Genomic DNA, 22,678 nt, shown 5'->3' with positions numbered 1-22,678 from the left:
TCGCCGCGCAGCGAGCTGAAGTCGACGGCCACCGAAGCCCCTACGGACCTCGACCCTACTGACCCCCAGATCAGGCCATACCCGACAGGCTTCACCAAGAGGCGGTGGACACGGAGTGCTGACAGGCGGCACCCGACGCACTGCAACCTGCGAGAACGATCGCCTGACACCCCGTCAGAGCGTGTGTCGAACGTGCGCCGGAAGGGCCTTTCCTGCGTCGAATACGCGTCAAGGTATCGCTCGTAGCGCCCACGGCGCACATCATGCGCATTCGACGAAACGGCAGATCAGCGGCCCTTCTCGGCGGGCTCAAGGATCGCCACGCACTCCACGTGATGCGTCATCGGAAGCATGTCACCCGGGTGAACTCAGAGAAAACCGCAGGTCAGGTCCGTCCCTCGTCTCCGTCTTGGGGCCACCAGGTGCGAAGAGCGTCAAACGAGCGTCACGGCGGACGCCCAGTGATCCCAGCAAAGTGATCCCAGCAAGGAGTGCACCAGACGCCGTCCCCGTGGTGAGGTTCAGGCTTCGGCGCTCAGACGAGGGAAGCATTGATCCTTATCAGCGTCGATCGTTTGGGACGCCCCATTCAGGCGGCACCTCGCTCAGGAAGCGGATGACGTACTCCCCGCTGACTTCGTTCCGGCCACCGGAAGCACGTACTCACCGGCGAGACGCGCCCAGTGCAGCGGGAGAGGCCGGGCGAGCGGCGGGTAGTCGTCGTGGTAACGCAGCTGGTGCGTGAGTGTCGCCCACTCCGCCGGCCGGTCGGGCGGGTCACCCGCACGCCCCGAGTCCGTCAGCGCCTTCTCCGACAGACAGCCGAGCACGGTGATCTCCAGTTGCCCGGGGTTCCACGCGGTCTTCCCAGGCGCTGTCCGGCCCTGTGCCGTGGGCACCAGCTTCATGAGCCCCTTCGGCAGTTTCGCCACCGTGTGCGGCTTCGAGGCCGTACTCGCGAAGACACGGCCCTCCGTATCCGCCGTCCCCCACACACCCTCGGCGAAGCCGACCCCGTCCTCGGTGTCGTAGGCATACCACTCCGCCACTTCACCCCGGGCGTTGGCGTCCCGTACGAGCAGCACCCGCAGGTCGTGGCCGTAGAGCGTGTGCCGCTGGGCGGGTTCGGCACCGAAGCCGAGCGTGTCGCGGTCCAGTGCACCGTTGCGCAGGCCAGGCCAGCACTGGCGCAGATTGCCGGCGTCCGCCAGCAGCAGCGTCGGGCGGTCGCGGAGCTGGAAGAGCAGTGCCCGGATCTCCCGCTCGGTCTCCCGCTGCCTGTCCTGCTCCACGCCCGGGCGGGCAGCGGGCCGGGATCCTCCCGGGGCTGCCGAGTCATCGACGAGCTTCCCCGTGCCGGTCTCCTTCCCGCCGCTCGCCGCCGGTTCCCGTGCCTGGGAGAGCAGCAGCAACAGCTTCGGATACGGCACCCATTCGGCTCGTTCTGCGTCCCACCCCTCGATGACGCCCGGTCCGTCCCCGGGGCGCACCCGCACCGCCACCAGCCGGTGGACGGGGCATCGCGTGGGCCCCTTCCTGGTGTGGCGTACGAGCCAGAGTGCCGCGTACTGAAGGTCGCCCGGAATGCCGGCTCCCACCCGATGGGCGGGCGGGCTGATCGCGCCCAGCTGCCGGAAGGCGTCCAGCCAGGTCCACCTGGCCCGGTGTTCCAGAGAGCTGTCGATGTCGTCGGGCGAGTTCACGAACTGGGTCAGCCGTCCCTGCCGTGCCCAGGCGATGCGCAGCGCGTGCTTGGGGTCGGAGTCCGGGACGGCGGCGAAGCGCTCCTTGCCGGCGATCTCCGTGATCACGACTCCGGCCCCGCCGAGGAGCGGGTCCGCCCGGTCCGCCACGAGCCCGCAGCGCCCTTCGATGGCCTCGGCCAGCCGGACGGCCCTGAGGCGCCCGCGGGCTCGGGTGGTCGGCAGGGCGTCGGCCAAGGGCCCCGCGGGCCGGGCCCGGACGCGGATGTCGACCCCCTCGCACTGCCACTGCCAGGTCTCCCCGTCGGCCGACGGCACTTGCTGCCCGGCGGGAAGACCAATGAGCTTGGGCAGCTCGGCGAGCAGCGCCGCACGGGTTTCCGGGGACTGCCAGAAGACGTCGATCTCCAGGGGGCGGCCGTTCAGTGCGCGTGTCAGCGCCGCCCGCCGTTGCAGAGCCAGCTGGGCGTCGCGGACGCCCGGGACGCGTCCGGCGCCGGAACGGGGCAGCAGGGAGGGTGTGTTGCTCCGGGAGACGCGCGTGAGGTCGGGGACCCGGGTCAGCAGGGGGCGCAGCCCTTCCTCGACCCAGGCGTCCAGATCCGCCCGCTCCCGTGGCATCAGCCCGGGTCCGACCTCGTGCGGGCCGATCGACGGGTGGTAGACGATGCCGGCGGCCACGTCCCCGGAACCGTTGATCCAGCGTTCGGGGTCGGAGAAGAGCGCTTCGGGCCGGGGATAGTTGCGCACGATGTCCAGCTCGGGCACGAGCGGTGCGGGGCTGTGCCGGCGCCAGGCCAGTTCCTTCGATCGCCGGTCGTAACCCAGCGTGTTCACCATCAGCCGGTGGCCCCGGTCCGGCCCTTCCGGCCACGGCAGTGGAGCGTCGAGCAGGACGGTCGTACCGCCGAGCTGGTGGGGGCGTACGTCCAGTCGGGTGGCCCACCGGCGTACCTGGGTGGACACATGGACGCGGAACCGCGGGGCGAACGGCACGGTGTGGACGGTGATGGTGAGGCAGGCCGAGTAGTACCAGGTCTGCCGTCGGCGCTCGTATCGCTGAGGCGGCCAGGAGACAAGTCGCGCGCCGTCACCCGAGCTCTCGACGCGGAAGTGGAGTGTGGTGCCGCCCGTGCGGAACGTCCGGGCGGCCAGCCGGAAGGCGATCCACTCGGGCAGCAGGCTGTAGAGCCGCGCGGCGGGTTCGGCGGTTCCGCCCGCCGAGAGCACGCTCTCGGCGAGGTCGACTGGTTCCGTCTCCCAGTGGGGCAGACGTACCGTCTCGGCCGCGTCACCGGAGCGGAGCCTCTCCTCGAGATCGGCGCCCTCCGAGTCGTCGTCCTCCCGGTGCATTCCCGCCGCCCACGCTCCTACCACCGGGGCCAGCACGTCCGGCGGGACGGCTTCCCGCGCGTAGAGCCACGGCAGACGGCCATCCGTCCCGGCGTTGCGGCCGGTCGCGATGACGCCTGGCGCCATCGCCTGGAGCAGGGAGTTGAGCCTGCGCACGGGGAGCCGGTGGGGGTGGACGGAGTTCTTGTCCGCCTCGGCATGCATTCCGGTGAGCTCGGCGTGCAGGTCCTCGCCGAGCCGCAGCACTTTCATCTCCTCCCGCCAGGGTCCGTGGAGCGGGTCGGGTTCGTAGGCCGCGACGCGAATGTGGTGGTACACGGAATTACCTCCTGGGACAGGGGTTCGGCGCTTACGGGTGGGCGGGTACGGCGGCGAGCAGGCGGGTGAGCATGCTGCGCAGTGGCGCGTACAGGGCGCGGACGATGAACTGTTCCTCCGCGGTCGTCGTGCCGCCGTTGAAATACGGGTCCAGGACGGCGAGGACGCTGTGCAGCAGACTGGATTCGGGGGTGTCGGGCTGCGCCGGTACGGCGCAGCGGTTAGGGGCGAAGGCGGCATCGACGAAGACCACCCGGGCCGGTACGCCACCGCGTACCAGTCGCCCGATCACCTGCCACAACAGGACCAGCATGTCCCAGGTGACCTGTTCCCGTACATCGTCGTCGAGACGGCTCCACGCCATCGAACGGGCGAGTACCTGGTACCAGTACGAACGGGCGAGGCGGCGGAACTCCTCCGCTCCTTCCTCGACGGTGGGTTTTCCCTGTACCAGGGTGGCGAAGTCACCGCCGGTGACGGCGCGGACGACCCAGTCGTTGACGGCATTGACGGCCAGGTGGAGGTCCTCTGGGTGCGGATGGGGCCGTGCCAGGAAGTAGACCGTGCCGATGGCCGCCTCGTCGTCCTCGTTGAGGATGTTGTGGCCGCGTTCCAGCGCGAGCAGGGGCGCCACCAGGATGTCCGCCTCGAGGTCCTTCAGGTGCTCGACGTCGCCCCGGCGCAGTGATCGGGCGTGGTAGGCGGACGGCGCCTCGTCCTCCGCGGTGATCTCCTCGTCGTCCGACACCAGGCACAGCACCTTGTTGCGCCAGCGGACGTTGAGGTTGTGCAGTGTGTCGGCCACCACACGTGCCTCGGCATAGCTGCCGACCAGCAGAAGGATCTGGTCGCGCCCTGGAGGAAGAGAGAGCAACTCCTGCTGGAGCGGACCACCTTCAGTGACCTCGTACTCGTCTCCGCCCTCACCTAGATGGCACGCGATACGGCGCAACTTCTCCGGGCGGTCGTCCGGATGGGTTCCCGACATGCGCAGTTTCTCGTCGCCGTCGTCGATGAACTCGAAGCGCATGGAGCTCTCGTTGGCGATGCGTTCGGTCACCTCGGCCGGCGGTTCGATGACCACACCGACCGGGACGCAGACGTGGTAGCGGCTGGACGCGCCCGCCCAGCTGCTGCCCGACATGAGTAGCAAGTGGGCACCGGGCCTGCCGTCGACGGAGGTGAGATCGGGGATGGCGCGCAGCAGCTCACGTCCGACGCCGCTGCACCGGAAGAAGGTCAGTTCGCCACTGCGGACTCCGCCCTTGTCCTCACCCGGGACCCGGAACTGGAAGCCGAGGACATTGCCCATCGGGGCCTCGGGCACCATCGGGCCGTAGTCGAGCGGCCGGCGGTACATCGTGTTGAAGCCCAGGCTGAGGGCGGCCTCGACGCGGGGCCACATGGCGTTGATCATGGCGAGCCGTGGTTCCAGGGCGCTGAGCAACAGTGTGAACTCGAAGCGCTCCGCGAGTTGCTTCCGCCATTCCTCGGGAGTCTGCGGCGGAGGCTTGGGCTTCCTGCGGCGTCCGCACTTCTTCTCCTGTTCCTCCTCCTCGCGCCGCCACTCGTCGTACGCCTCTTGGTACTTCCGCTGCCGGGCAGCCATGTACTTCGGGTCGATGGCGAAGACCTCGTCCATGACCTCGGTGAGGCGGCGCCGGGTGTTCTCCGGGTTGCCGGTGTGGAGCAGCTCGTTGAGGAGGGCGGTCAGCCGGCTGAAGTCCTCCTCCGTCCTACGGTGACGGTCACCGAACGGGTTGTCCCGGAACGCGTCGAGCAGTTTCCCGAGAGCCTCGCGGGGGGCGTGATGAGGGTGGTCCCGACCGCTGTCGTCGGGGAGTTCGTAGCGTTCGTCGAGGAGTCCCAGCTGGAGCGTCCAGGCGCTGAAGTAGCCCGTCCGCACCCACTTGCGCAGCTCGTACCCGGCGACGAGCATCGCGTACAGCCGGTCGGTGGCCGCGCCTGCGGTGTTGAGGGCGGCGGCGAAGGTCTCGACGTCCCGTTCGGAGAGCTGGGTGCGTCCGCTGGCCGCAAGTTCCCGGATCTTGTGCCGGCTCAGCTGGTCGATGAGGCCCTTGTCCTCATCGCTGGCGAGGACCACGGCGGGCGCGAAAGTCCGGTCGAGCTGCATCTGGACACGGTCGGCCTCGTCGATGATCACGAGGTCACTACGGCGGCAGGCGAGTTCGAGGAAGCGGATGCGCTCGCCGTTCTGAGGGCGGGGCGGCGAGGCGTCGATCAGTCCGGCCGGGGTGGCCACCCAGATCAAGGCGTCGACCAGCGTGCGGGCTCCGTGGTGACGGGGGCAGGCGGACCAGTACGGGCAGCTCGTCGCCCTCTTCTGCCACTCGGAGTGCCGTCCGTCGCTCGGGTCACGGCGCAGGGCCGACGGGGGTCGGAGCCGGGAGCAGGGTGCCTCACCGTAGGCGAGTGGTTCGGTCGTCGATGTGGCGCCCTGCCGTCTGACGTTTAGCAGGCAGGACGTGCCGAGGTAGGCGAAGGCGGGGTCGTCGTGGGCGAGCAGTCGGTGCTCGCCCCGGCCCGCCAGCCGGCGGTGCAGCCGCTGGGTGTGCCGCTCGCGGCCGGAGGAGCCGAGCACGGGTGCGGCGGCGCCGTCGGTATAGAGGTCGTAGAGCCGGACGAGCTTCAGCACCTCCGCGACATCGGTGACGACGACGGTGGTGCGCTTACCCAGCTTGGCGAGATGGACGGCGATGATGTCGCGCAGTGTGCTCTTGCCGGCGCCGACGATGCCGAGCAGGTGCTGGATGCCGTCGACCGTGAAGGTGAAGTCCTCGTCCTTCCTCGTCTTGTGGAAGGTTCCGTTCTCCTTGGTGGACAGGTCGAACGACCGTAACCGCTCCAGCCACCGTGGCGCCCGTCCCTCGCCGAAGCGGGTGTGCTGTGCGTCCATTTCCGCCGCCGTGCGCTCCAGCCCCTCCCTGGTGAAGACAAGGGGCTCGCCGCCGCCGGCCGGTTCCAGGTCCATGTCGTGGGCGACGAGGGGGGTGCGGGGGACCGGCGGCAGGTCGACGACGGCCATGGTGCGACTGACGGGGAAGGCATGCGGGCCCTGACCCGCGACCGGCAGCCGCTTGCCCGCCAGCGGCGGTGCGGCACGCAGCAGTTGTTCGTAGACGGAGAAGCGGTCGCTGGCGACGGAGAGGTCGCGGCGGGCAGCAGGTGTCTCGGCGTCCGGTACATCGTAGGCGCGCACCCTGGGGTCGAACCTCTGGTAGGTGTCCAGCGCATCGAGCCAGGTACGGCTCCGGCGCAGCGTCCACAGCGAGTACCGGGCGATACGCAGGGTCTTCGCCGCGTCGGATGGCAGCGGTGCCCGGTGCGCCTCGGCGAACCCGTACCCGCTGAACAGCACCCAGGCACTGCCCGCGGGGCTGCCCGGCATCATCTTCTGCTGGAGGTACAGGCCGAGTTCGACCTGGCAGAGGGCTTCCAGCGCGGGCTGGGGCACGGAGGGCCCCAGAAATGCTTTGAGCGCGTTGAACACGTCGGTCAAGGGCGGGGTGAGGCTACGCATCGTCCTTCTCCTCTCGCCGGGCCTGTCCCAGGTCGGGCACGAGGTCCATGGGGGTGGTAAGCACCAGCCGGTCCCGCAGGAGCGCGGGAAGGGCGTCGGTGAAGGCCTGCCGGTAGCCGTCCCGTCCGGCGAGCGCGTCGGGGACCACGACGAGGGTGCGGTCCGCGAGGGGTGTGTTGTCGGTGAGATGGGCTGCGAGGAGCGCCGGCTGCAGACGGTCGTACACCTGGATGTCCACGATGCGGGGGCCGGTGTCGCAGAGCCGGTAGGCGGGCAGAAGACCGGGCAGGGTCTCGTACGCGACTTCGGCGCGCTCCAGTGCCTCCCGGGCGGCTTCGTCGGTGCGGTGCGGCAGTACGAGGTACCACCGCAGCGAGCGCTGCAGGATCCACGCCTGGTCCGGCTCACGGATGAGCTGCGGAGGGGCGTCGCGCGGGCAGTCCTCCCCCTCGCACCAGACTTCCGCGCCGGTGCCGGACGGTCCGGGTACGGGCACGGCACTGTCCCGGGGCAGCGAGGGGAGCCTGCACGAGGGGCAGTACAGGAAGTCTCCGTCGGCGAGCAGGAACTCGGGCAACGGACCGTAGAAATCCTTGACCCGGCTCCAGACCGCCCTGTTCCAACCCGGCGCGAAGCGGTCCTGCTGGTGGACGACCGGGTGACGCGCCAGGAACGCCCGGCACTGCCGGTAGCGCTCTTCCGTTCCACTCCGCGCGTGCAGGTCCCCGAGGAGCGCGCGGGCGTGTGCCGCCACGCCTCCACCCGGTCCGTGCGAGGCCACCTCGAGACACGACCGGGTCGGCATCCGGCCGACCCGGTGCACCAGCGTGGTGCCCGGCGAGACCAGGGAGGAGGGGACCGCGAAGAGTGAGTCGTCGGACGGCCTGGTCCGGCACCACTCCCACAGCTCCGGAAGACTCCTCGGCGGTGACTCCCCCGCTTCGAGGCAGCGCATCACCGTGTGATCCAGCGCCCGCTGGGCGAGGCCGGGATAGGGCAGGGTGAAGGAGCGGAGCCCTTGGACCTCGGAGAGAGCCGCCACCATGCGGGCGAGTTCGCCGAAGAGGTCGCTGCCCACGCCCTCGGGCGCCTCGCCGGCGTCCGGCCGATCGGCCCGGCCGGCCGACCCCGCCCTCATGCCGCGGCCTCGCTGACGGACGACGCCGTGCACCAGCGGGCCACTTCGCACCGCTCGCAGGAGCGTCCTGGCCGGGCCGCGTACTGGTCGTCACCGTGCCAGTCGGCCACCATCGCCCGCAGTACCTTCTCGGCGGTGACCCGATTGGCTGGGGCGAAGGGATCGATGACCTCCAGGTCGGCGCCGCCGGGGCGCAGCACCTCTAGCTCGACCCGGGCGCGGAACGATTCACCGCCCAGGTCACCGCGGGCGATCAGCACGACGGCCAGGGCCAACTGCGGATAACGCTCCAGCAGGGGGCGGTCGGACTGCCGGTCGGTGACGGAGGTCTTAGTCTCGCGCCACACCCATGACCCGGCATCCCGGTAGAGCAGGTCGGGCGCGGCCAGGACCACCACGTCGGCGGTGGTGTCGTGCCGCACCACCCGGGGCTCGGTCCGCACATCCGTGCCGTCCCCGACGTACCGCAGCGGGCAGACCGCGGCGTGCCGCCGCAACAGCAGGGCGCCGAGTGCGCGTTCGTCTGAGGGCAGGTCGAATCCTTGCGGGACCCACTCCTCGGGGACCTCGACCGTGCAGGGCCGAGGCGATCCGTGGGCGTGCCGTTCGGCGAGGTAGGCATGCAAGGCCCGGCCGCGCACGGCCGTCACCTCGCGTTCGACGGAGTCCGCCGTGGGCAGGTGCAGCCGGCGCATGTGGTCACGTGCCGGGCAGGCTCGGTAGGCCCGCCCGCTGGTGACCGACCAGGTGCGGCGGGGCCGGTCGTGCGCCTCGATGCCCAGCAGTCCGGGCGCTGTGCGCAGGGCCGGGCACACCGACAGGTAGGGGCATCCGCCACAGGCGGACCCCGGGCGGTATTCCCGTCCGTCCAGTACGCCGGCCAAGGCGGCGGGGCCGTGTTCGCGGTACCGAGCGCGCGCCTCTTCCCGGCTTCCCACGAAGAGCTCCCGCGTACGGCCGTCGAAGAGCGCGAACTCCACGATCCGTACGTGCTCCGGCGGCGGTCCGGGGGCGCCCTCGGCCAGCACCAGGGCGACGGCCGCGGTGAAGCCGTCGGGCGGCAAGTCCCGCAGGCGGTGCACGGGCAGACGAAGCTCGCGGTAGTCACCGTCCGGGGAAGCCAGGCAGCGGCCCCACACGGTGAGGCGGTACTCCTGGGCGTCGCGCGGGTCGGGACCGGACGGCCGGTAGCGGTACGTCCACGGCTCGGGCACCTCGTGCAGGGGACGTTCCGGGTCGAGAGGGAAGGCCGACTCGTACATCTGCACGCCGTGCTCCGACCAGGTCCGCAGACCGTCGTGCAGGGGCCCGGTACGTGTCCGAGGCGGGCTGCCGGCAGGCCCCGAACGGATGTCGCAGGCAGCCATGAAGGGGCCCAGAGCGAAGTGCTCCAGCCTCTCACGGCGGCGCGGTACGGGGTCGGTGGTGTGGTAGCCGCGGGTCTTGAGAGCGTCAGCGGCGGGGCATCGGAACTCTCCCCGCTTGAACATTCCGGCGGATACCGTGATGACTTCGGAGGTGCGGGTCACCCCGTCGGGGGGCAGCCATGGCTGTGACATTTCGTGCTCCATTTCCGTACGGAGGAAAGGTGGATGGCCGTGAGGGAGATCGAGGAGATCGGCGATGTGGAGAGGCGCTACGCAGTGCTGGACATGGTCGGCGACGGCGGCCAAGGCGACCTTTTCCTCGGGCGTGACCGCAACAGCGGGCAGAAGGTGGCGTTGAAGCTTCAGAAGGCCCGCGACCTCGGACCCGAGAGCGATTTCCACTGGGCCGGCGATGAACTCCTCAAAGAGGGATCACGCATGATGATGCTGACGGGAATGCAAGCGATTCCCGAAGTCATCGCCACGGGGACACACCGGCGACGCCGGTGCCTGGTCATGGAATTTGTCGAAGGACACCAACTGCAGAAGGTCCTGTCGGCGGCCCTACCCGTTAAGGATCCTGGGACCGTTGCGGCCGTCATCGGCCAACTGTGCGAAATTCTGGCAGAAGTCCACGACCGGCATCTGGTGCACTGCGATCTCAAGCCCGAGAACGTCATCGTGCAGCCGGACGGCCGTCTCCGGCTCATTGACATGGGCCACGCGGTCGTGGCGGATCAGGAGACGGAATACGCACGCGGCACGCGCGGCTGGGCCTCCCCCGAGCAGTCCGACGCGTGCCCGTCAGGTCTGACGCGGCAAGCGGACATCTTCGCGCTCGGCTGCATCCTGCTGGAGATGACCGTGATGCGCCTGCCCTACGGCGGACAGGACGAGCGGGCGGAAGAGGGCACCCCGGTGCTGCCGGCCGACCGGCTCGCCAAACTACTTCCGGAGTTCGCCTCCCTGGCGCTGTGGATGGTCCGGTGGAAGGCGGCGGAGCGCCCCGCGGATGTCCGTGAAGTGTTCGATCGGCTCCGCTGCTACCTACCCCAGCTCGGCTCGCAACGGCCATCGAAGCCCCTGCGCCCGGACCCGACCGAGTACTACCGCACGCATCCGCCCCGGCTTTGACGGTGAGCCGACGGCCGCCGACCGGGCGGGTCACCTCAGCCCTTCCAGCCGCTCCCGGACCTCCCGCACCCCCTCACCGTCCATCAACTCACGCAGCACGATGACTCTCTCCAGCTCCCGCACCGCCGCGTCGGTGTCGCCGGCGGACACCAGGACATCAGCGAAGAGCATCCGTACCTTGTCCTCGTTGGGCCAGTTCTCCTGTTCGCGGTAGATGTCGGAGGCCTGCCGGTACAGGGTGATGGCCTCGTCCCGTTCGGAACGGGCCAGGTGCACCTTGGCCAGGGTGAACAGCACATCGGCCAGGCCGCTGCGCTCCGTCGTGCGCTCCACCACGCCCAGAGCGTCGGCGCACCGACGGAGCGCCCGCTCGTGCTCGCCCCGGTCGAGGTGGATCGCGCCGAGGGCGTTCAGAACAGCCGCTTCCCCGACCCGGTCGGACACCTCCCGACACAACTCCAGTGCACGGCGGAGCACTTCCTCCGCTCCGGTCAGGTCGTCCTGCTTGCGCAGGGTGAGCCCGAGCCGGTGCAGCGTACGGGCCAGACTCAGCCGGCCTTCCGTGCTGCGGTCCTCCTCGCTGAGCCGGACGGCCCTGCGCAGGGCGCCCACCGCCAAGTCGTACTCAGCGAACCGCCAGTGGGTCCCTGCCAGCGACCGGTGGACCATGGCGCGATCGACCGGACCGGCGACGGTTTCCGCCGCCTCGGCGGCGTACCGGAGGTTCTGCCGCGCATCATCGAGCAGGCGGCGGCGCCACTGGTAGATGACCAGGGCCATCGGAAGCAGCCATACGTACCGGTCGATACGCCGATTGATCGCCAAGTGAATGCCTCGCTGGACGGTGGCGTACTCCTCGTCCAGGAACGCCATCGCCTCCGCGAGGTCCGCGGGGTCGGTGACCCTGACCGCTCCGGGCTCGCCGGTGGGCAGGGTGCGTTCGCGGTCGAGCACCCGGTCGCAGGCGCGGACGTTGTGCAGCTGGTGTTCCAGCACCTGTCGTACGGTCGCCCGCTCGATCTCCGCGTTCTCTCCGTCCGGCACCGGCCGCACGTGCCGAAGGGCGAAGGCCCGCACGAGGTCGTGCAGCCCGTAGCGGTCGCCGTGATGTTCCACCAGGTTCGCCGCCACGAGGTCCACCAGGGCCCGGTCGGTGCGCGTCCCTTCGTCCACTGCCCGTCCCAGATCCATCACCGCCTCCCAGGAAGCGCTGGGCCCGGGGTGGACGGCGAGCTGCCACAGCAGCAGCCGGGCTTCCTCATTCAGCACGCGCACGGAGCAGTTGAGCGCGGCGCGGACCGACAGTTCGTGCTCGGGCAGGTCCAGGGTGTCCAGCTTCGCCCGCTCCAGCTCCTTCTTCATCTCCCGCACCAGGGCAGGGAGGGTGTGCAGCGGACGCGCCCCCACCTCCAAGAGCCGGGCCACCACCACGAGGGCCAACGGCAGCCGACCGCAGAGGTGGACCAGCTTGCTGAAGGGCACGGCGTGCTTGGCCCGGTCCTCGGCCGACACTTTCTCCTGGAGTACCTCCAGGGCGTCCGCCTCGTGCAGCGGCTCCATCTTGCGGAACAGCACCTTTCTCTCGGACTGCAGCCGCAAGAGGTCGTTACGACTGGTGACGATCACGGCGCAGGTACCGTCTCCGGGAAGCAGCGGCAGCACCTGCTGGGCGCTGAGCGCGTCGTCGAGGACGATGAGCACCGACCGGTGGGCCAGCGCCGACCGCAGCGCGTTGCTCTTGCTCTCCGTTCCGGTCACCGTGGTGTAGGGCGGCAGCGCGGCCAGAAAGCCGTCCAGGATCTCGTCCGGTTCGGCGGGCCGCACGTCTCCGTCGGCGAATCCGTTCAGTTCGCCGCGCAGCACCCCGTCGGGAAACCGCTCCCGCAGCCGACCGGCGAGGTTCTCGGCCACCGTGGTCTTCCCGACGCCCGCCATGCCGCTGATCAGGACCAGCGCCAGATTGCCGGCGTCCTGTTCCTCGCACACGGCCTCGAAGAGGTCACCGATCAACTTGTCCTGCCCGATCGGCTTGCGCCTGCCACCGGGCAACTGGTCGGGAACGGGGGGCAGGAGCGCCCCGCCCGGCCGGCGGCCCTCTCCCCGGACCTGGTCGATGGCGCTCTGTACATCGACGTCCGCTCTTCCGTTGCGCTTCTCCCACTTCTTGATGAGCCGCTCACGTCGGGACTCCGGCAGGTCTGCGTGAGCGAGCAGGTAGAACCGAAAGATCTGGGGCAATTCCGGCGCGCGCTCGAACCATTTCTCCGTCTCCTCGCGCAGCCATTTGACCTCCCTGGACTTGTAGGCTGCGTCCAGCCGCGCGTAAACGGCGGCCATCAACTCGGCCCGTAGCTCCTCCCGACGCAAGTGGAAGCCGGTCTCGGACAGTCCGTGCAGCGGTTCGTCCTCGCCGTCCCACTCCTCCAAGGCCGCGCCGAGCAGCTCGAACTGCGCTTTGCAGGTCAGTCCCTCAGCCTGCTTCACCTTTTCGCGAAAACGGAGCAGGTCGACGTCTCCCACCGGCACGCGGAGCGTGCAGTAACCCGACTTGCCGCTATGGGGCACGGACTCCTGGCCCAGCCGCTTCCGCAGGTCGGCGACGACGCGGTTAACCAGATCGCCGACGTCCTCGACGCCCTCCCAGAGGACTTCGGCTATGTCCTTCCTCTTACATCGGCAGTCTGGCGAGGTCACCAGGAGCGCGAACAGGGCCGCCACCTTCGACCCTTCGACCACCCACCTGCCGCCGCCCCCTTCGACTCGCACCGGGCCCAGCACGTACCCCTCCATCGCCCTCCCCCTCACCGCGCCGCAGTCAGTGATCCGGCCCCTCGCCGGCGCTCCTTCATCTGTGCGCTGCGCTGTGCCGCTTCACACGCGCTTGCTTCTTCACGCCCCCCAGGGACTCAGTTATCCCTCAGTTTTCGCTCTGCGGCCCCGTTTCACCCCCAGGCACGATGGCACCAGCCGCTCGCAGAAGCACGAAACGGCGGCTTAGTCATCCATCGACTCATCAGAGAGGAATCGCGGACCCGATGAACAGCCGTCAGCGGAACCGCCGGGCAGCCCGTCTGCGCCAGTCCCCCGACTGGCCGCCGAGCCGCCGTCGGCGGGCGGCCGTCCGGACCGAGGACACCACCCCGGCAACCCCGCCCACCGAGACGCCGAACACCTCGTCCTCCGAGACCGCCTGAGCGCAACAGTTCGTGGGTGCCCGTTCTGTACGGGCACCCACCAGCCTCGCGAACTTCGTCACCGGCGAGCTCGCGGCCTGGCTGCCGCGCTTGTTGCACGCTCGTGGTCAAAGGCGGCGTTACCTGGTCGAGAAGACCACTACCGCATACTCACGCATCAAAGTGAGGCTGGTGGGACTCGTCTCCGCTTGACGCGGATATGAGGCGGTACGCCCCCACCACGGACACACCTCGTCCAGCATCTCGGTATCTCCAGCACCTCCGGACTCAGGTTTCCGCAGTCCAAAGAGAGGACATTTCCTAATGTATCCGCCGCACAGCAGTGCGTTCGCCTCGGTGAGGCGGCACTTCGACGATCCCCGGACCAGTGACGCGGTCTTCGTGCTCGTCCCCACGGACCCCGACGAGGCTGGTCCGGTCTGGCTGACCGCCGCCGAGACGCACGAGGCCTTGTATGGCCCCGGCTCCGACCCGCAGTTCGCCACCGCGGTCTGGAAGGAGGTCATCCGCACGGCGCAGAGCGACCTGACTCCAGACAGCACGGGGAAACTCCTGGCGATCTGGCTGGCCCTGCCCCGGTTGACCGGGACGGTCCACCGGGTCTGCACGCGCCTGCGGGCCGACTGGTCGGACGTGGAGGCCGAGATGGTCCTGGCTCTCCTGGAGAAGCTGGCGGATCGGGACGGCGCGAGCTGTCTCACCGACTCCTCCCTGCTGCACGCGGCGCGCGCCAGGGCGTGGCATCTCGCCCGGGAAGGGCTGCGGGAGCTTCCCTCCACCCAGATCGAACGCATCACCGAGGAGCACGCTCTCACTGCGTCCGGCGAGGGGGCGGACGCTCCGGCGGCGGAGAGCCTGGACGTACGGGTCGACCGTCCGGACGGCCCGGACGGGCTGTGCGCACCGCTGCGTTTCCGGGTGCGCCCGGAGCATCTGCGCCGACAGGGAATCTTCATCGACACCGACGACGGGTCGCAGGACCGTTCGGCGGGTCACAGCCCTGGGAAGAGGCGACGGCCCGGGCGCCGCGCGGACACCGGGCCGGTCCGCCCTGCGGGGAGGCGAGGGTGAAGGACCCGGTAGAGGGCCGCCTCAGTTTCACGGAGATGTTCGACCTGCCCGTCGCAGTGGACCTGCGCACGGCGGCCCGAGCACTCGGAATCGGCTCGACGACCGCGTACCGGCTGATCCGCGAGCACGAGTTCCCCTGCCCCGTCCTCCGCATCGGACGTAGGTACAGAATTCCGACCAACGAGCTGATGCGCGCCCTGGGGATCGAGGACCGCCCGCTGTACAGCGTGGACCCGGAAGAGGACACGGACGATCCGAGCGTCGGCTTCTGACGGTAACCAACGTGCGGCTCCGTGGCATCGGCCACGGAGCCGCACGGCCCTGCCTCCTACGACGGGCCGTTCGCCGCCGACGTGCGCCGCACGGTTCTCCACGGCTGCTCGGCAATCGGAGGGCGAAGGGATGCCCTCCTTCTTCGCCGAGCGGTTCGGCGGCCGACAGCCCTGGCGCGTCGGCCAGTTCGTGAACGCGCCGGCGATCACCGACCCGAGCTACGGCGAGCACGCCCGTCAACCCCGAACCTGCCGGTGAGCCGTCGACGCACGCTTCGGCGCCCGCGTCATGATCGCCGCGCCCGGCCGGGGCACGGATCTGAACGGCCCGGCGGCCCAGCCCTACGCATCGCTCGCCACGACCGCCATACGAATCCACCCGCTGAACGAACGGGTCAGTCCACCGGCGGACTGCCAGAAGCCAGCACCGCCCCCAGAACCTCATTCCGTCCCTACCCACGACGTCGAACGTCAGGAAACGGGGAACCAGGCCGACAGGCGCTTTGCAATAGCCGGTACATCGATGTTGTCCTGCGCGACTTCCTCGACGAACGGGCCAGCCACGGAGACGGGTGGCGGGGCGGTACTGGCGCTGACGCCGTTGAACCGCAGGAAGACACGCATGGCAAGCCAGGCGGTGCGCTTGTTGCCGTCGATCAGCGCGTGATTGCGAGCGACGGAGTGCAGCAGTGCCGCCGCCTTCTCGTGCAGCGTGGGATACAGCTCGGCCCCGAACACGTTCGTCCGGGGCCGTTCGATCGCTGACACCAAAAGTCCCATGTCACGCACGCTGTGCTCGGTATCGTTGACCGTGCGGGCGATGGCCAGGATCTCGTCGATATGGATGTAGCGCACTTGGGTCACTTCAGGTAGTCCAGGATCTCCGCATCGCTGTCCATCAGCTCGGCCAGGACGTCATCAACCTTCAGCTCGGCCCGGTGCTGGGCGTCACGGATGGCCTCGAGGGCAAGTTCCTGCTTGCTGCGACCCTCCCGACGAGCCCGCTCGGTGAGCTTCGCGTCAAGGTCTTCGGGGAGTCGGAGTGTCATCGCCATACAGGAATGATACCGGGCTGGTATCTGGGTGGCGAGGTGATATCAGCCACTCAAGATCGGACCACGACGCCGTCCTTCGTGGCCCGGTCGGGCCGCGGTCTCGGTTCCGAGGTGCGTGCGACGAGGTAGCAGCACGCGCCGCCGCTGGCGAGGTGCAGTCGCCCCCCCCCGAGCCGGAGTCCTTGCCCCGCGCCGACGGTCCCGGTCTGCGGCCCAGGGCCGGAGAAGTCCGAGGTTGAGGCTTCCGATATTCGAGCGTCATCCGAGCGTCAAAAAATCTGCATTGCGCATCGCCACGTCGCCGCGAGAGCCACGCCGGCCCTCGAACCTGCAGCTCAGAGCGTTCTGCACAAGCGAACCTGAGTCGACGCATTCCGCGAGCGAAAACAGGTCGAGCTGACCACCTGAAATGCAAAACGGCAGGTCAGAGGCCCTTCGCGGCCGGCTCCAGAATCGCCACGCACTCCACATGATGCGTCATCGGAAACAGATCAAACGCCCGAAGCATCCGCACCCGGTACCCCCCCTCCCGGAAGTACCCGAGGTCCCGAGCCAGCGCAGCGGGATCGCAGGCGACGTACGCGATGCGGCGGGCGCCGAGGGAGGCGAGGTGTTCGACCGTGTTGCGGCCCGCGCCCGCGCGGGGCGGGTCGAGGACGATCAGGTCGACCTCGGTGATGCCGGTGCGCGGGAGGACCGACTCGACCTTGCCCTGTTCGATGCGGACCCGGGGGAAGTCGGCGAGGTTGTGGCGGGCGTCCTCGACCGCTCGTTTGCCGGACTCGATGCCCAGGACGGCGCCCTGCTCGCCGAGGCGGTCGGCGAGGGCGCCGGCGAAGAGGCCGACGCCGCAGTAGAGGTCCAGGGCCATCTCGCCCTTGCGGGGCAGCAGCCCCTGCATCACGGCGGTCACCAGGGTGTCGGCCGCCCTCGGGTGGACCTGCCAGAAGCCGCCGCTGCCGACGCGGTAGGTGCGGCCGTCCGCGCGCTCGCGGACGAAGGGGCGGCCGTGGACGCGGTGCACTCCGCCGGCCTTCTCGTCCACCCGCATGACCGAGACCGGCTTGTCCAGTTCCACCAGCGGGAGGCGGCCGCCGGGGCGCGGGGTGAGGATGACCTGGCGGTCCTGGGAACCCGTCGCCGCGATCGCCTCCACCGACTCCATGCCGGTCCAGTCGCGCTGCTCGATGCCCAGCTCGGACACCCCGGCCGCCGCGATCATGCAGTGGTCGACGCGCTCCACCTCGTGCGAGCGGTGGCGGCGCAGGCCTGCGTGGCCCTCGGCGTCCACGGCGTACTGCACGCGCGTGCGCCACTGCGGAACCTCGCCTGCGGGCAGCTTGTCGCCCTCGGCCGGCATCACCGTGCCGTCCCAGCCCGCTTCCTCGGGCGTGAGGCCGGCGAGGCGCCTCAGCTGCTCCTCGATCACCTCGCCCTTCAGCCGGCGCTGGGCGCCCGGCTTGGCGTGCTGCCAGTCGCAGCCGCCGCAGCGGCCGGGGCCGGCGAAGGGACAGGGGGCCGCTACCCGGTCCTTGGCGGCGTCGAGGATCTCGACGGCGTCCGCGCGCAGGAAGCGCGCGCCCTCCTCGCCCTCCGTCACCCGGGCCACCACCCGCTCTCCCGGCAGCGCGTGCCGGACGAACAGCACCTGGCCCTCGGCCGTACGGGCGATGCAGTGGCCGCCGTGGGCTACGGGGCCGATCTCGACCTCGTACTCCTCCCCGACCAGCGACTTCTTCGGTTCTGCCTGCATGGCGGGGTGACTCCAGATCAGGAACGGGAAACGGCCGGACAACAGCCCACCAGTCTACGTGGATGTCGTCCGGCCGCTCACCACAGGCCGAGCCCCCTGGTTCAGTCCTTCGTCGCCGACGGCTGCTTGGGCCGCTCCGCCGCCGGGCCGCGGCGGACGGCGCCGGGGGCGCTCCAGTCCTGGCGCCGCCGGGCGCGGTTGCGGGCCGCCTCGGAGGACGCCAGCTGGTACGGGACGGAGGTGACCATCACACCGGGCGTGAAGAGCAGGCGGCCCTTCAGGCGCAGGGCGCTCTGGTTGTGCAGCAGATGCTCGTACCAGTGGCCGACCACGTACTCGGGGATGATCACGGAGACCGCGGCGCGCGGGGACTCCTTGCGCAGGCCCTTGACGTACTCGATGATCGGCCGGGTGATCTCGCGGTACGGCGAGTCCAGGACCTTGAGCGGTACGTCGATGCCGCGCCGCTCCCACTCCTCGCGCAGCGCCTTGGTCTCCGCCACGTCGACGTTGACCGTGAGCGCCTCCAGGGTGTCGGAGCGCATCAGCCTGGCGTAGGCGAGGGCCCGCAGCGTCGGGCGGTGGATCTTGGAGATCAGCACCACCGAGTGCACCCGCGACGGCCGGGTCATGTCGTCGTCGGCCGGGTCTTCGGGAGCCGCGATCTCCTCGGCCACCCGGTCGTAGTGCTTACGGATCGCGGTCATGGTCGCGTAGAAGATGCACATGCCCAGCAGGGCGACCCAGGCGCCGTGCGTGAACTTGGTGACCAGGACGACGACCAGCACGAGGCCGGTGAAGAACGCGCCGAACGCGTTGATCGCGCGGGAACGGACCATGTGGCGGCGCTTGGCCGGGTCCTTCTCGACCGCCAGGTGGCGGTTCCAGTGCCGGACCATGCCGGTCTGGCTGAGCGTGAAGGACACGAACACGCCGACGATGTACAGCTGGATCAGACGGGTGGAGTCGGCGCCGTAGATGACGGTCAGCAGCATCGCCGCGCCCGCGAGCAGCACGATGCCGTTGGAGAAGGCGAGACGGTCGCCGCGGGTGTGCAGCTGGCGCGGGAGGTAGCGGTCCTGGGCGAGGATCGAGCCGAGCAGCGGGAAGCCGTTGTACGCCGTGTTCGCCGCCAGGAACAGGACCAGCGCCGTCGCCGCCGCCAGGACGACGAACAGGAAGCTGCCCTTGCCGAAGACCGCCTCGGCGACCTGGGAGATCACCGGGTTCTGGACGTATCCGGAGCCGATCGGGATGCCGCCCCGGATCAGGTCGGTGGCCGGGTTCTCCGCCATGCGGACCTTGGTCGTCATGGCGAGGGCGATGATGCCGCAGAACATGGTGACGGCCAGCAGGCCCATCATCGCGAGCGTGGTCGCCGCGTTCTTCGACTTGGGCTTGCGGAAGGCGGGGACGCCGTTGGAGATGGCCTCCACACCGGTGAGCGCGGCACAGCCGGAGGAGAAGGCGCGCAGCAGCAGGAAGACGAGCGCGAAGCCCGCGAGGCCCTGGTGCTCGGCCCTGATGTGGTAGTCGGCCGTCGGGGCACGCATGGTGTCGCCGAGGACCAGGCCGCGGAAGGCACCCCAGGCGATCATGATGAAGACGCCGGCGACGAAGACGTACGTCGGGATCGCGAAGAGCTTGCCGGACTCCTTCACCCCGCGCAGGTTCATCAGCGTCAGCAGCACGATCACGGCGACCGCGCACAGCACCTTGTGCTCGACCACGAACGGGACCGCGGAGCCGAGGTTCTCGATGCCGGAGGCGATGGAGACGGCGACGGTGAGGACGTAGTCGACGAGCAGGGCGCTGGCGACGGTCAGGCCGGCCTTGGGGCCCAGGTTGGTGGTGGCGACCTCGTAGTCGCCGCCGCCGCTCGGGTAGGCGTGGACGTTCTGGCGGTAGGAGGCGACCACCGTGAACATCAGCACGATGACCGCGAGGGCGATCCACGGGCTGAAGTGGTAGGCCGACACGCCCGCGATGGACAGGACCAGCAGGACCTCCCCCGGCGCGTAGGCGACGGAGGACAGCGGGTCGGAGGCGAAGACGGGGAGTGCGATGCGCTTCGGCAGGAGCGTTTCACCCAGCCGGTCACTGCGCAGTGCGCGCCCGATCAGAATCCGTTTGGGCACGTCGGTCAGTTTGGACACGACAGAGGATCGTAGGCCTTCGAACAGGCAGCCGCCCACCCGGCGTCGGTGTTCTGCCTCACGAGTGAAATCACAGGCGCACGCGACTGCGGATTCCGTGGTCCGCGCGCTCCCCGTGCCTAGATGGCAAACCCCGCCCATTATCGCACTTCGGAGGTTCCATGCCCGCCACCGCGGAGCTGATCGGGGCGACGGTCGCCCTCTTCGGCGTCGGAATCCTGACCCTGTGCAGCGTGCGCAGCATCACTCGCCGGCGCCCGCGCCCGGTGACCGCCGACGCCGAGCGCTGACCCTGCTCACGCGCGTGATCGCGGACGGTGATCACGGCGAACCCCCGCACGGGGGTGCCCACGCCCCGGCGCCCGTGTGTAGCTTTGGGCGTCGGTCTGAGACCCTGATGCTGAGCAGTAACTTTTGAACACCGGAAGGACGGTCGTGCACATCGTCATCATGGGCTGCGGAAGAGTGGGTTCCGCTCTCGCCCAGACCCTGGAGCAACAGGGCCACACGGTCGCCGTGATCGACCAGGACCCCACGGCCTTCCGCCGCCTCGGCCCCGGATTCGGCGGTCGCCGGGTCACCGGCGTCGGCTTCGACCAGGACACGCTGCGCGAGGCGGGCATCGAGGAGGCCGGCGCCTTCGCCGCCGTCTCCAGTGGTGACAACTCCAACATCATCTCCGCCCGCGTGGCCCGCGAGATGTTCGGCGTGGAGAACGTGGCGGCCCGGATTTACGACCCCCGCCGCGCCGAGGTCTACCAGCGCCTGGGCATCCCCACCGTGGCGACGGTCCGCTGGACCGCCGACCAGATGCTGCGCCGGCTGCTGCCCTCGGGCGCCGAGCCGCTGTGGCGCGACCCCACCGGCGGGGTGCAGCTCGCCGAGGTGCACACGTCCGCGAAGTGGGTCGGCCACAAGATCAGCAAGCTGCAGGAGGAGACGGGCGTCCGCGTGGCGTTCCTGACCCGCCTGGGCGAGGCGATTCTGCCGACCTCGCAGACGGTGTTGCAGGAGGGCGACCTCGTGCACGTGATGATGCGGCCCGACGACGTGGACAAGGTCGAAGCCGCCTTCGCCCAGGGTCCGGAAGAGGAGGGCGGTCACTGATGAGGGTCGCCATTGCCGGAGCCGGCGCCGTCGGCCGCTCGATCGCGGGCGAGCTGCTGGAGAACGGCCACGAGGTCCTGCTCATCGACAAGGCCCCGACCGCCATCTCGGTGGAGCGGGTGCCGCAGGCGGAGTGGCTGCTGGCCGACGCCTGTGAGATCACGTCCCTGGACGAGGCGGCGCTCCAGCGCTGCAACGTCGTCATCGCCGCGACCGGCGACGACAAGGTCAACCTGGTGGTCTCGCTGCTCGCCAAGACGGAGTACGGCGTCCCGCGCGTCGTCGCCCGTGTCAACAACCCGAAGAACGAGTGGCTGTTCAACGAGGCCTGGGGCGTGGACGTGGCCGTCTCCACCCCGCGCCTGATGTCGGCCCTGGTCGAGGAGGCGGTGAGCGTCGGCGACCTGGTCCGGCTGCTCCGCTTCAGCCACGGCGACGCCAACCTCGTCGAACTGACCCTGCCCGAGGAGTCGGCGCTGGCCGGTACCCAGGTCGGCGACGTCGAGTGGCCCGAGGACACCTCCCTGGTCACGATCATCCGCGGCACCCGCGTGCTGACCCCGTCCAAGGAGGACTCCCTGGAGGCGGGCGACGAACTGCTCTTCGTGGCCGCCCAGGCCCGGGAGGAGCAGCTCGAGGAGCTGCTGTCGGTGCGCCGCGAGGAAGCCTGACGGCTTTCGCCGCTACGACGACGAAGGGCGCCCTTGACGATCAAGGGCGCCCTTCGTCGTCGTACGACGGCTCGCTACGCCTCCCGGCGGTGGCGTCCGCCGGCCGCGTCACCGCTCTCGGCGGCCAGAGCGGCCTTGCGCTCCTCCTCGGCCTTCTCCTGCGCCTCCATCTCCGCGAACACGTCGATGGGCGCCGGGGCCTTCGCGAGGAAGACCCAGGTGAGCCAGACCGCCAGCAGGAACGGCGGGATCTTCAGGGCTACCAGGACCCAGCCGAGCTTGGTGGTGTCGGACCACCAGTACAGCGGGAAGAGGATCGCGCACTTGGCGAGCAGGATCAGACCCCAGGCCCAACTGGCCTTCGCGTAGGCCTTCTTGCGACCGGGGTTGCGGGTGCGCCAGGAGAGGTTCTCCTTGAAGACCGGGCCCAGGATGAGGCCGATCAGGGGCACACCGGCGATCGTGGTGACGATGTACGCCAGCGCCAGGCCCAGTGTGTAGAGCATGCCGGGGAGGTAGAAGTCCTTGGCGTTGCCGGTGAACATCGCGAAGACGACACCGAAGGCCACACCGAAGACGCCGCTGAAGGCGTGCTTGACGGTGTCCTTCATGGCGAGCCGGACAACCACCAGAACGAGGGACACGACGAGCGCGGCGATCGCCGAGACGTGCAGGTTCTTGTTGACCGTGAAGATCGCGACGAAGAGCAGGCCCGGCACGACCGTCTCGACCATGCCGCGGACGCCGCCGAACGCCTCGAACAGCGCGGCCTCGGTCACCGCCCGGGCGTCGTCGGTCGGCGCCTGACCGGCGTCTTCGGTCGGCTTGTCGAGGGACGTCACCGG

General features: G+C 69.7%; 18 protein-coding genes. 8 read left to right on the top strand and 10 right to left on the bottom strand.

The features are described from left to right. Nucleotides 1–605: 605 nt before the first annotated feature. From ADK64_RS05290 to ADK64_RS05275, 4 genes are read right to left on the bottom strand one after another with little or no spacing between them, the layout of a single operon-like run. On the bottom strand, nt 606–3,374 hold the full coding sequence (locus ADK64_RS05290; RefSeq protein WP_159046170.1) for a pPIWI_RE module domain-containing protein: 2,769 nt from the start codon (nt 3,372–3,374) through the stop codon (nt 606–608). 31 nt (nt 3,375–3,405) lie between these two features. Continuing rightward, a complete protein-coding gene (locus ADK64_RS05285; RefSeq protein ID WP_053655290.1) occupies nt 3,406–6,915 on the bottom strand; it encodes a hypothetical protein in 3,510 nt (1,169 codons plus the stop codon). Further along, nucleotides 6,908–8,053 (bottom strand): hypothetical protein, encoded by a 1,146-nt coding sequence (locus ADK64_RS05280; RefSeq protein WP_159046169.1) that lies wholly within the window; start codon nt 8,051–8,053, stop codon nt 6,908–6,910. Before ADK64_RS05280 ends, ADK64_RS05285 begins: the two co-directional genes overlap by 8 nt. Beyond that, nucleotides 8,050–9,612: a PD-(D/E)XK nuclease family protein gene (locus ADK64_RS05275; protein WP_053655286.1), complete on the bottom strand. Its 1,563-nt coding sequence runs from the start codon at nt 9,610–9,612 to the stop codon at nt 8,050–8,052. The genes ADK64_RS05280 and ADK64_RS05275 overlap by 4 nt, the downstream gene beginning before the upstream one ends. Before the next feature lie 39 nt (nt 9,613–9,651). On the opposite strand from ADK64_RS05275, the gene ADK64_RS05270 reads away from it, so the two are divergent. After that, nucleotides 9,652–10,554 carry a serine/threonine protein kinase gene (locus tag ADK64_RS05270; protein WP_159046168.1) on the top strand — a complete coding sequence of 301 codons (903 nt, stop codon included), beginning with the start codon at nt 9,652–9,654 and terminating at the stop codon, nt 10,552–10,554. Between the two features lie 30 nt (nt 10,555–10,584). Here ADK64_RS05270 and ADK64_RS05265 read toward each other — a convergent pair whose 3' ends face one another. Further along, complete coding sequence (locus ADK64_RS05265; protein WP_053655282.1) at nt 10,585–13,344, bottom strand: AfsR/SARP family transcriptional regulator; 2,760 nt, start codon at nt 13,342–13,344, stop codon at nt 10,585–10,587. A 245-nt stretch (nt 13,345–13,589) separates the two neighbouring features. Between ADK64_RS05265 and ADK64_RS45780 the strand changes: the two genes are divergently transcribed. From ADK64_RS45780 to ADK64_RS48345, 4 genes are all read left to right on the top strand, one after another. Then, complete coding sequence (locus tag ADK64_RS45780) at nt 13,590–13,748, top strand: hypothetical protein (RefSeq protein WP_159046167.1); 159 nt, start codon at nt 13,590–13,592, stop codon at nt 13,746–13,748. Nucleotides 13,749–14,051: 303 nt separating this feature from the next. Continuing rightward, complete coding sequence (locus ADK64_RS05260; RefSeq protein WP_053655280.1) at nt 14,052–14,819, top strand: hypothetical protein; 768 nt, start codon at nt 14,052–14,054, stop codon at nt 14,817–14,819. A gap of 35 nt (nt 14,820–14,854) precedes the next feature. Further along, complete coding sequence (locus ADK64_RS05255) at nt 14,855–15,091, top strand: helix-turn-helix domain-containing protein (RefSeq protein ID WP_078992515.1); 237 nt, start codon at nt 14,855–14,857, stop codon at nt 15,089–15,091. A gap of 130 nt (nt 15,092–15,221) precedes the next feature. Continuing rightward, complete coding sequence (locus tag ADK64_RS48345) at nt 15,222–15,350, top strand: hypothetical protein (RefSeq protein ID WP_267888521.1); 129 nt, start codon at nt 15,222–15,224, stop codon at nt 15,348–15,350. Between the two features lie 212 nt (nt 15,351–15,562). Here ADK64_RS48345 and ADK64_RS05250 read toward each other — a convergent pair whose 3' ends face one another. The 4 genes from ADK64_RS05250 to ADK64_RS05235 all read right to left on the bottom strand — a co-directional run bounded on the left by ADK64_RS05250 (nt 15,563) and on the right by ADK64_RS05235 (nt 20,055). Further along, on the bottom strand, nt 15,563–15,955 hold the full coding sequence (locus ADK64_RS05250; protein ID WP_030566794.1) for a type II toxin-antitoxin system death-on-curing family toxin: 393 nt from the start codon (nt 15,953–15,955) through the stop codon (nt 15,563–15,565). Then, nucleotides 15,952–16,146 carry a ribbon-helix-helix protein, CopG family gene (locus tag ADK64_RS05245; RefSeq protein ID WP_053655276.1) on the bottom strand — a complete coding sequence of 65 codons (195 nt, stop codon included), beginning with the start codon at nt 16,144–16,146 and terminating at the stop codon, nt 15,952–15,954. The genes ADK64_RS05250 and ADK64_RS05245 overlap by 4 nt, the downstream gene beginning before the upstream one ends. 424 nt (nt 16,147–16,570) lie before the next feature. Further along, a complete protein-coding gene (locus ADK64_RS05240; protein ID WP_053655274.1) occupies nt 16,571–17,899 on the bottom strand; it encodes a class I SAM-dependent RNA methyltransferase in 1,329 nt (442 codons plus the stop codon). Nucleotides 17,900–18,000: 101 nt separating this feature from the next. Next, the gene (locus ADK64_RS05235) at nt 18,001–20,055 is read right to left on the bottom strand and encodes an APC family permease (protein ID WP_053655272.1); all 2,055 of its coding nucleotides are present in this window, start codon (nt 20,053–20,055) and stop codon (nt 18,001–18,003) included. Between the two features lie 161 nt (nt 20,056–20,216). On the opposite strand from ADK64_RS05235, the gene ADK64_RS48340 reads away from it, so the two are divergent. The 3 genes from ADK64_RS48340 to ADK64_RS05225 all read left to right on the top strand — a co-directional run bounded on the left by ADK64_RS48340 (nt 20,217) and on the right by ADK64_RS05225 (nt 21,833). Beyond that, complete coding sequence (locus tag ADK64_RS48340) at nt 20,217–20,345, top strand: hypothetical protein (protein ID WP_267888525.1); 129 nt, start codon at nt 20,217–20,219, stop codon at nt 20,343–20,345. A 145-nt stretch (nt 20,346–20,490) separates the two neighbouring features. Further along, nucleotides 20,491–21,162, top strand: a complete 672-nt coding sequence (locus ADK64_RS05230) for a potassium channel family protein (RefSeq protein ID WP_053655270.1) — start codon at nt 20,491–20,493, stop codon at nt 21,160–21,162. Continuing rightward, nucleotides 21,162–21,833: a potassium channel family protein gene (locus ADK64_RS05225; protein ID WP_053655268.1), complete on the top strand. Its 672-nt coding sequence runs from the start codon at nt 21,162–21,164 to the stop codon at nt 21,831–21,833. Before ADK64_RS05230 ends, ADK64_RS05225 begins: the two co-directional genes overlap by 1 nt. Nucleotides 21,834–21,907: 74 nt before the next feature. Here ADK64_RS05225 and ADK64_RS05220 read toward each other — a convergent pair whose 3' ends face one another. Beyond that, a complete protein-coding gene (locus ADK64_RS05220; protein ID WP_053655266.1) occupies nt 21,908–22,675 on the bottom strand; it encodes a DUF3159 domain-containing protein in 768 nt (255 codons plus the stop codon). Between the last annotated feature and the right edge of the window lie 3 nt (nt 22,676–22,678).

This window comes from Streptomyces sp. MMG1121 (genome assembly GCF_001280015.1).
Taxonomy (GTDB): Bacteria; Actinomycetota; Actinomycetes; order Streptomycetales; family Streptomycetaceae; genus Streptomyces.
This window is presented reverse-complemented; position numbering and strand designations above follow the sequence as displayed.

Bases quoted from the DNA above. Each gene is read 5' to 3' on its own strand.
- ADK64_RS05285 (WP_053655290.1), bottom strand. From the start codon at position 6,915: ATGCGTAGCCTCACCCCGCCCTTGACCGACGTGTTCAACGCGCTCAAA.
- ADK64_RS05280 (WP_159046169.1), bottom strand. From the start codon at position 8,053: ATGAGGGCGGGGTCGGCCGGCCGGGCCGATCGGCCGGACGCCGGCGAG.
- ADK64_RS05275 (WP_053655286.1), bottom strand. From the start codon at position 9,612: ATGTCACAGCCATGGCTGCCCCCCGACGGGGTGACCCGCACCTCCGAA.
- ADK64_RS05265 (WP_053655282.1), bottom strand. From the start codon at position 13,344: ATGGAGGGGTACGTGCTGGGCCCGGTGCGAGTCGAAGGGGGCGGCGGC.
- ADK64_RS45780 (WP_159046167.1), top strand. From the start codon at position 13,590: ATGAACAGCCGTCAGCGGAACCGCCGGGCAGCCCGTCTGCGCCAGTCC.
- ADK64_RS05260 (WP_053655280.1), top strand. From the start codon at position 14,052: ATGTATCCGCCGCACAGCAGTGCGTTCGCCTCGGTGAGGCGGCACTTC.
- ADK64_RS05255 (WP_078992515.1), top strand. From the start codon at position 14,855: ATGTTCGACCTGCCCGTCGCAGTGGACCTGCGCACGGCGGCCCGAGCA.
- ADK64_RS48345 (WP_267888521.1), top strand. From the start codon at position 15,222: ATGCCCTCCTTCTTCGCCGAGCGGTTCGGCGGCCGACAGCCCTGGCGC.
- ADK64_RS05245 (WP_053655276.1), bottom strand. From the start codon at position 16,146: ATGGCGATGACACTCCGACTCCCCGAAGACCTTGACGCGAAGCTCACC.
- ADK64_RS05240 (WP_053655274.1), bottom strand. From the start codon at position 17,899: ATGCAGGCAGAACCGAAGAAGTCGCTGGTCGGGGAGGAGTACGAGGTC.
- ADK64_RS48340 (WP_267888525.1), top strand. From the start codon at position 20,217: ATGCCCGCCACCGCGGAGCTGATCGGGGCGACGGTCGCCCTCTTCGGC.
- ADK64_RS05225 (WP_053655268.1), top strand. From the start codon at position 21,162: ATGAGGGTCGCCATTGCCGGAGCCGGCGCCGTCGGCCGCTCGATCGCG.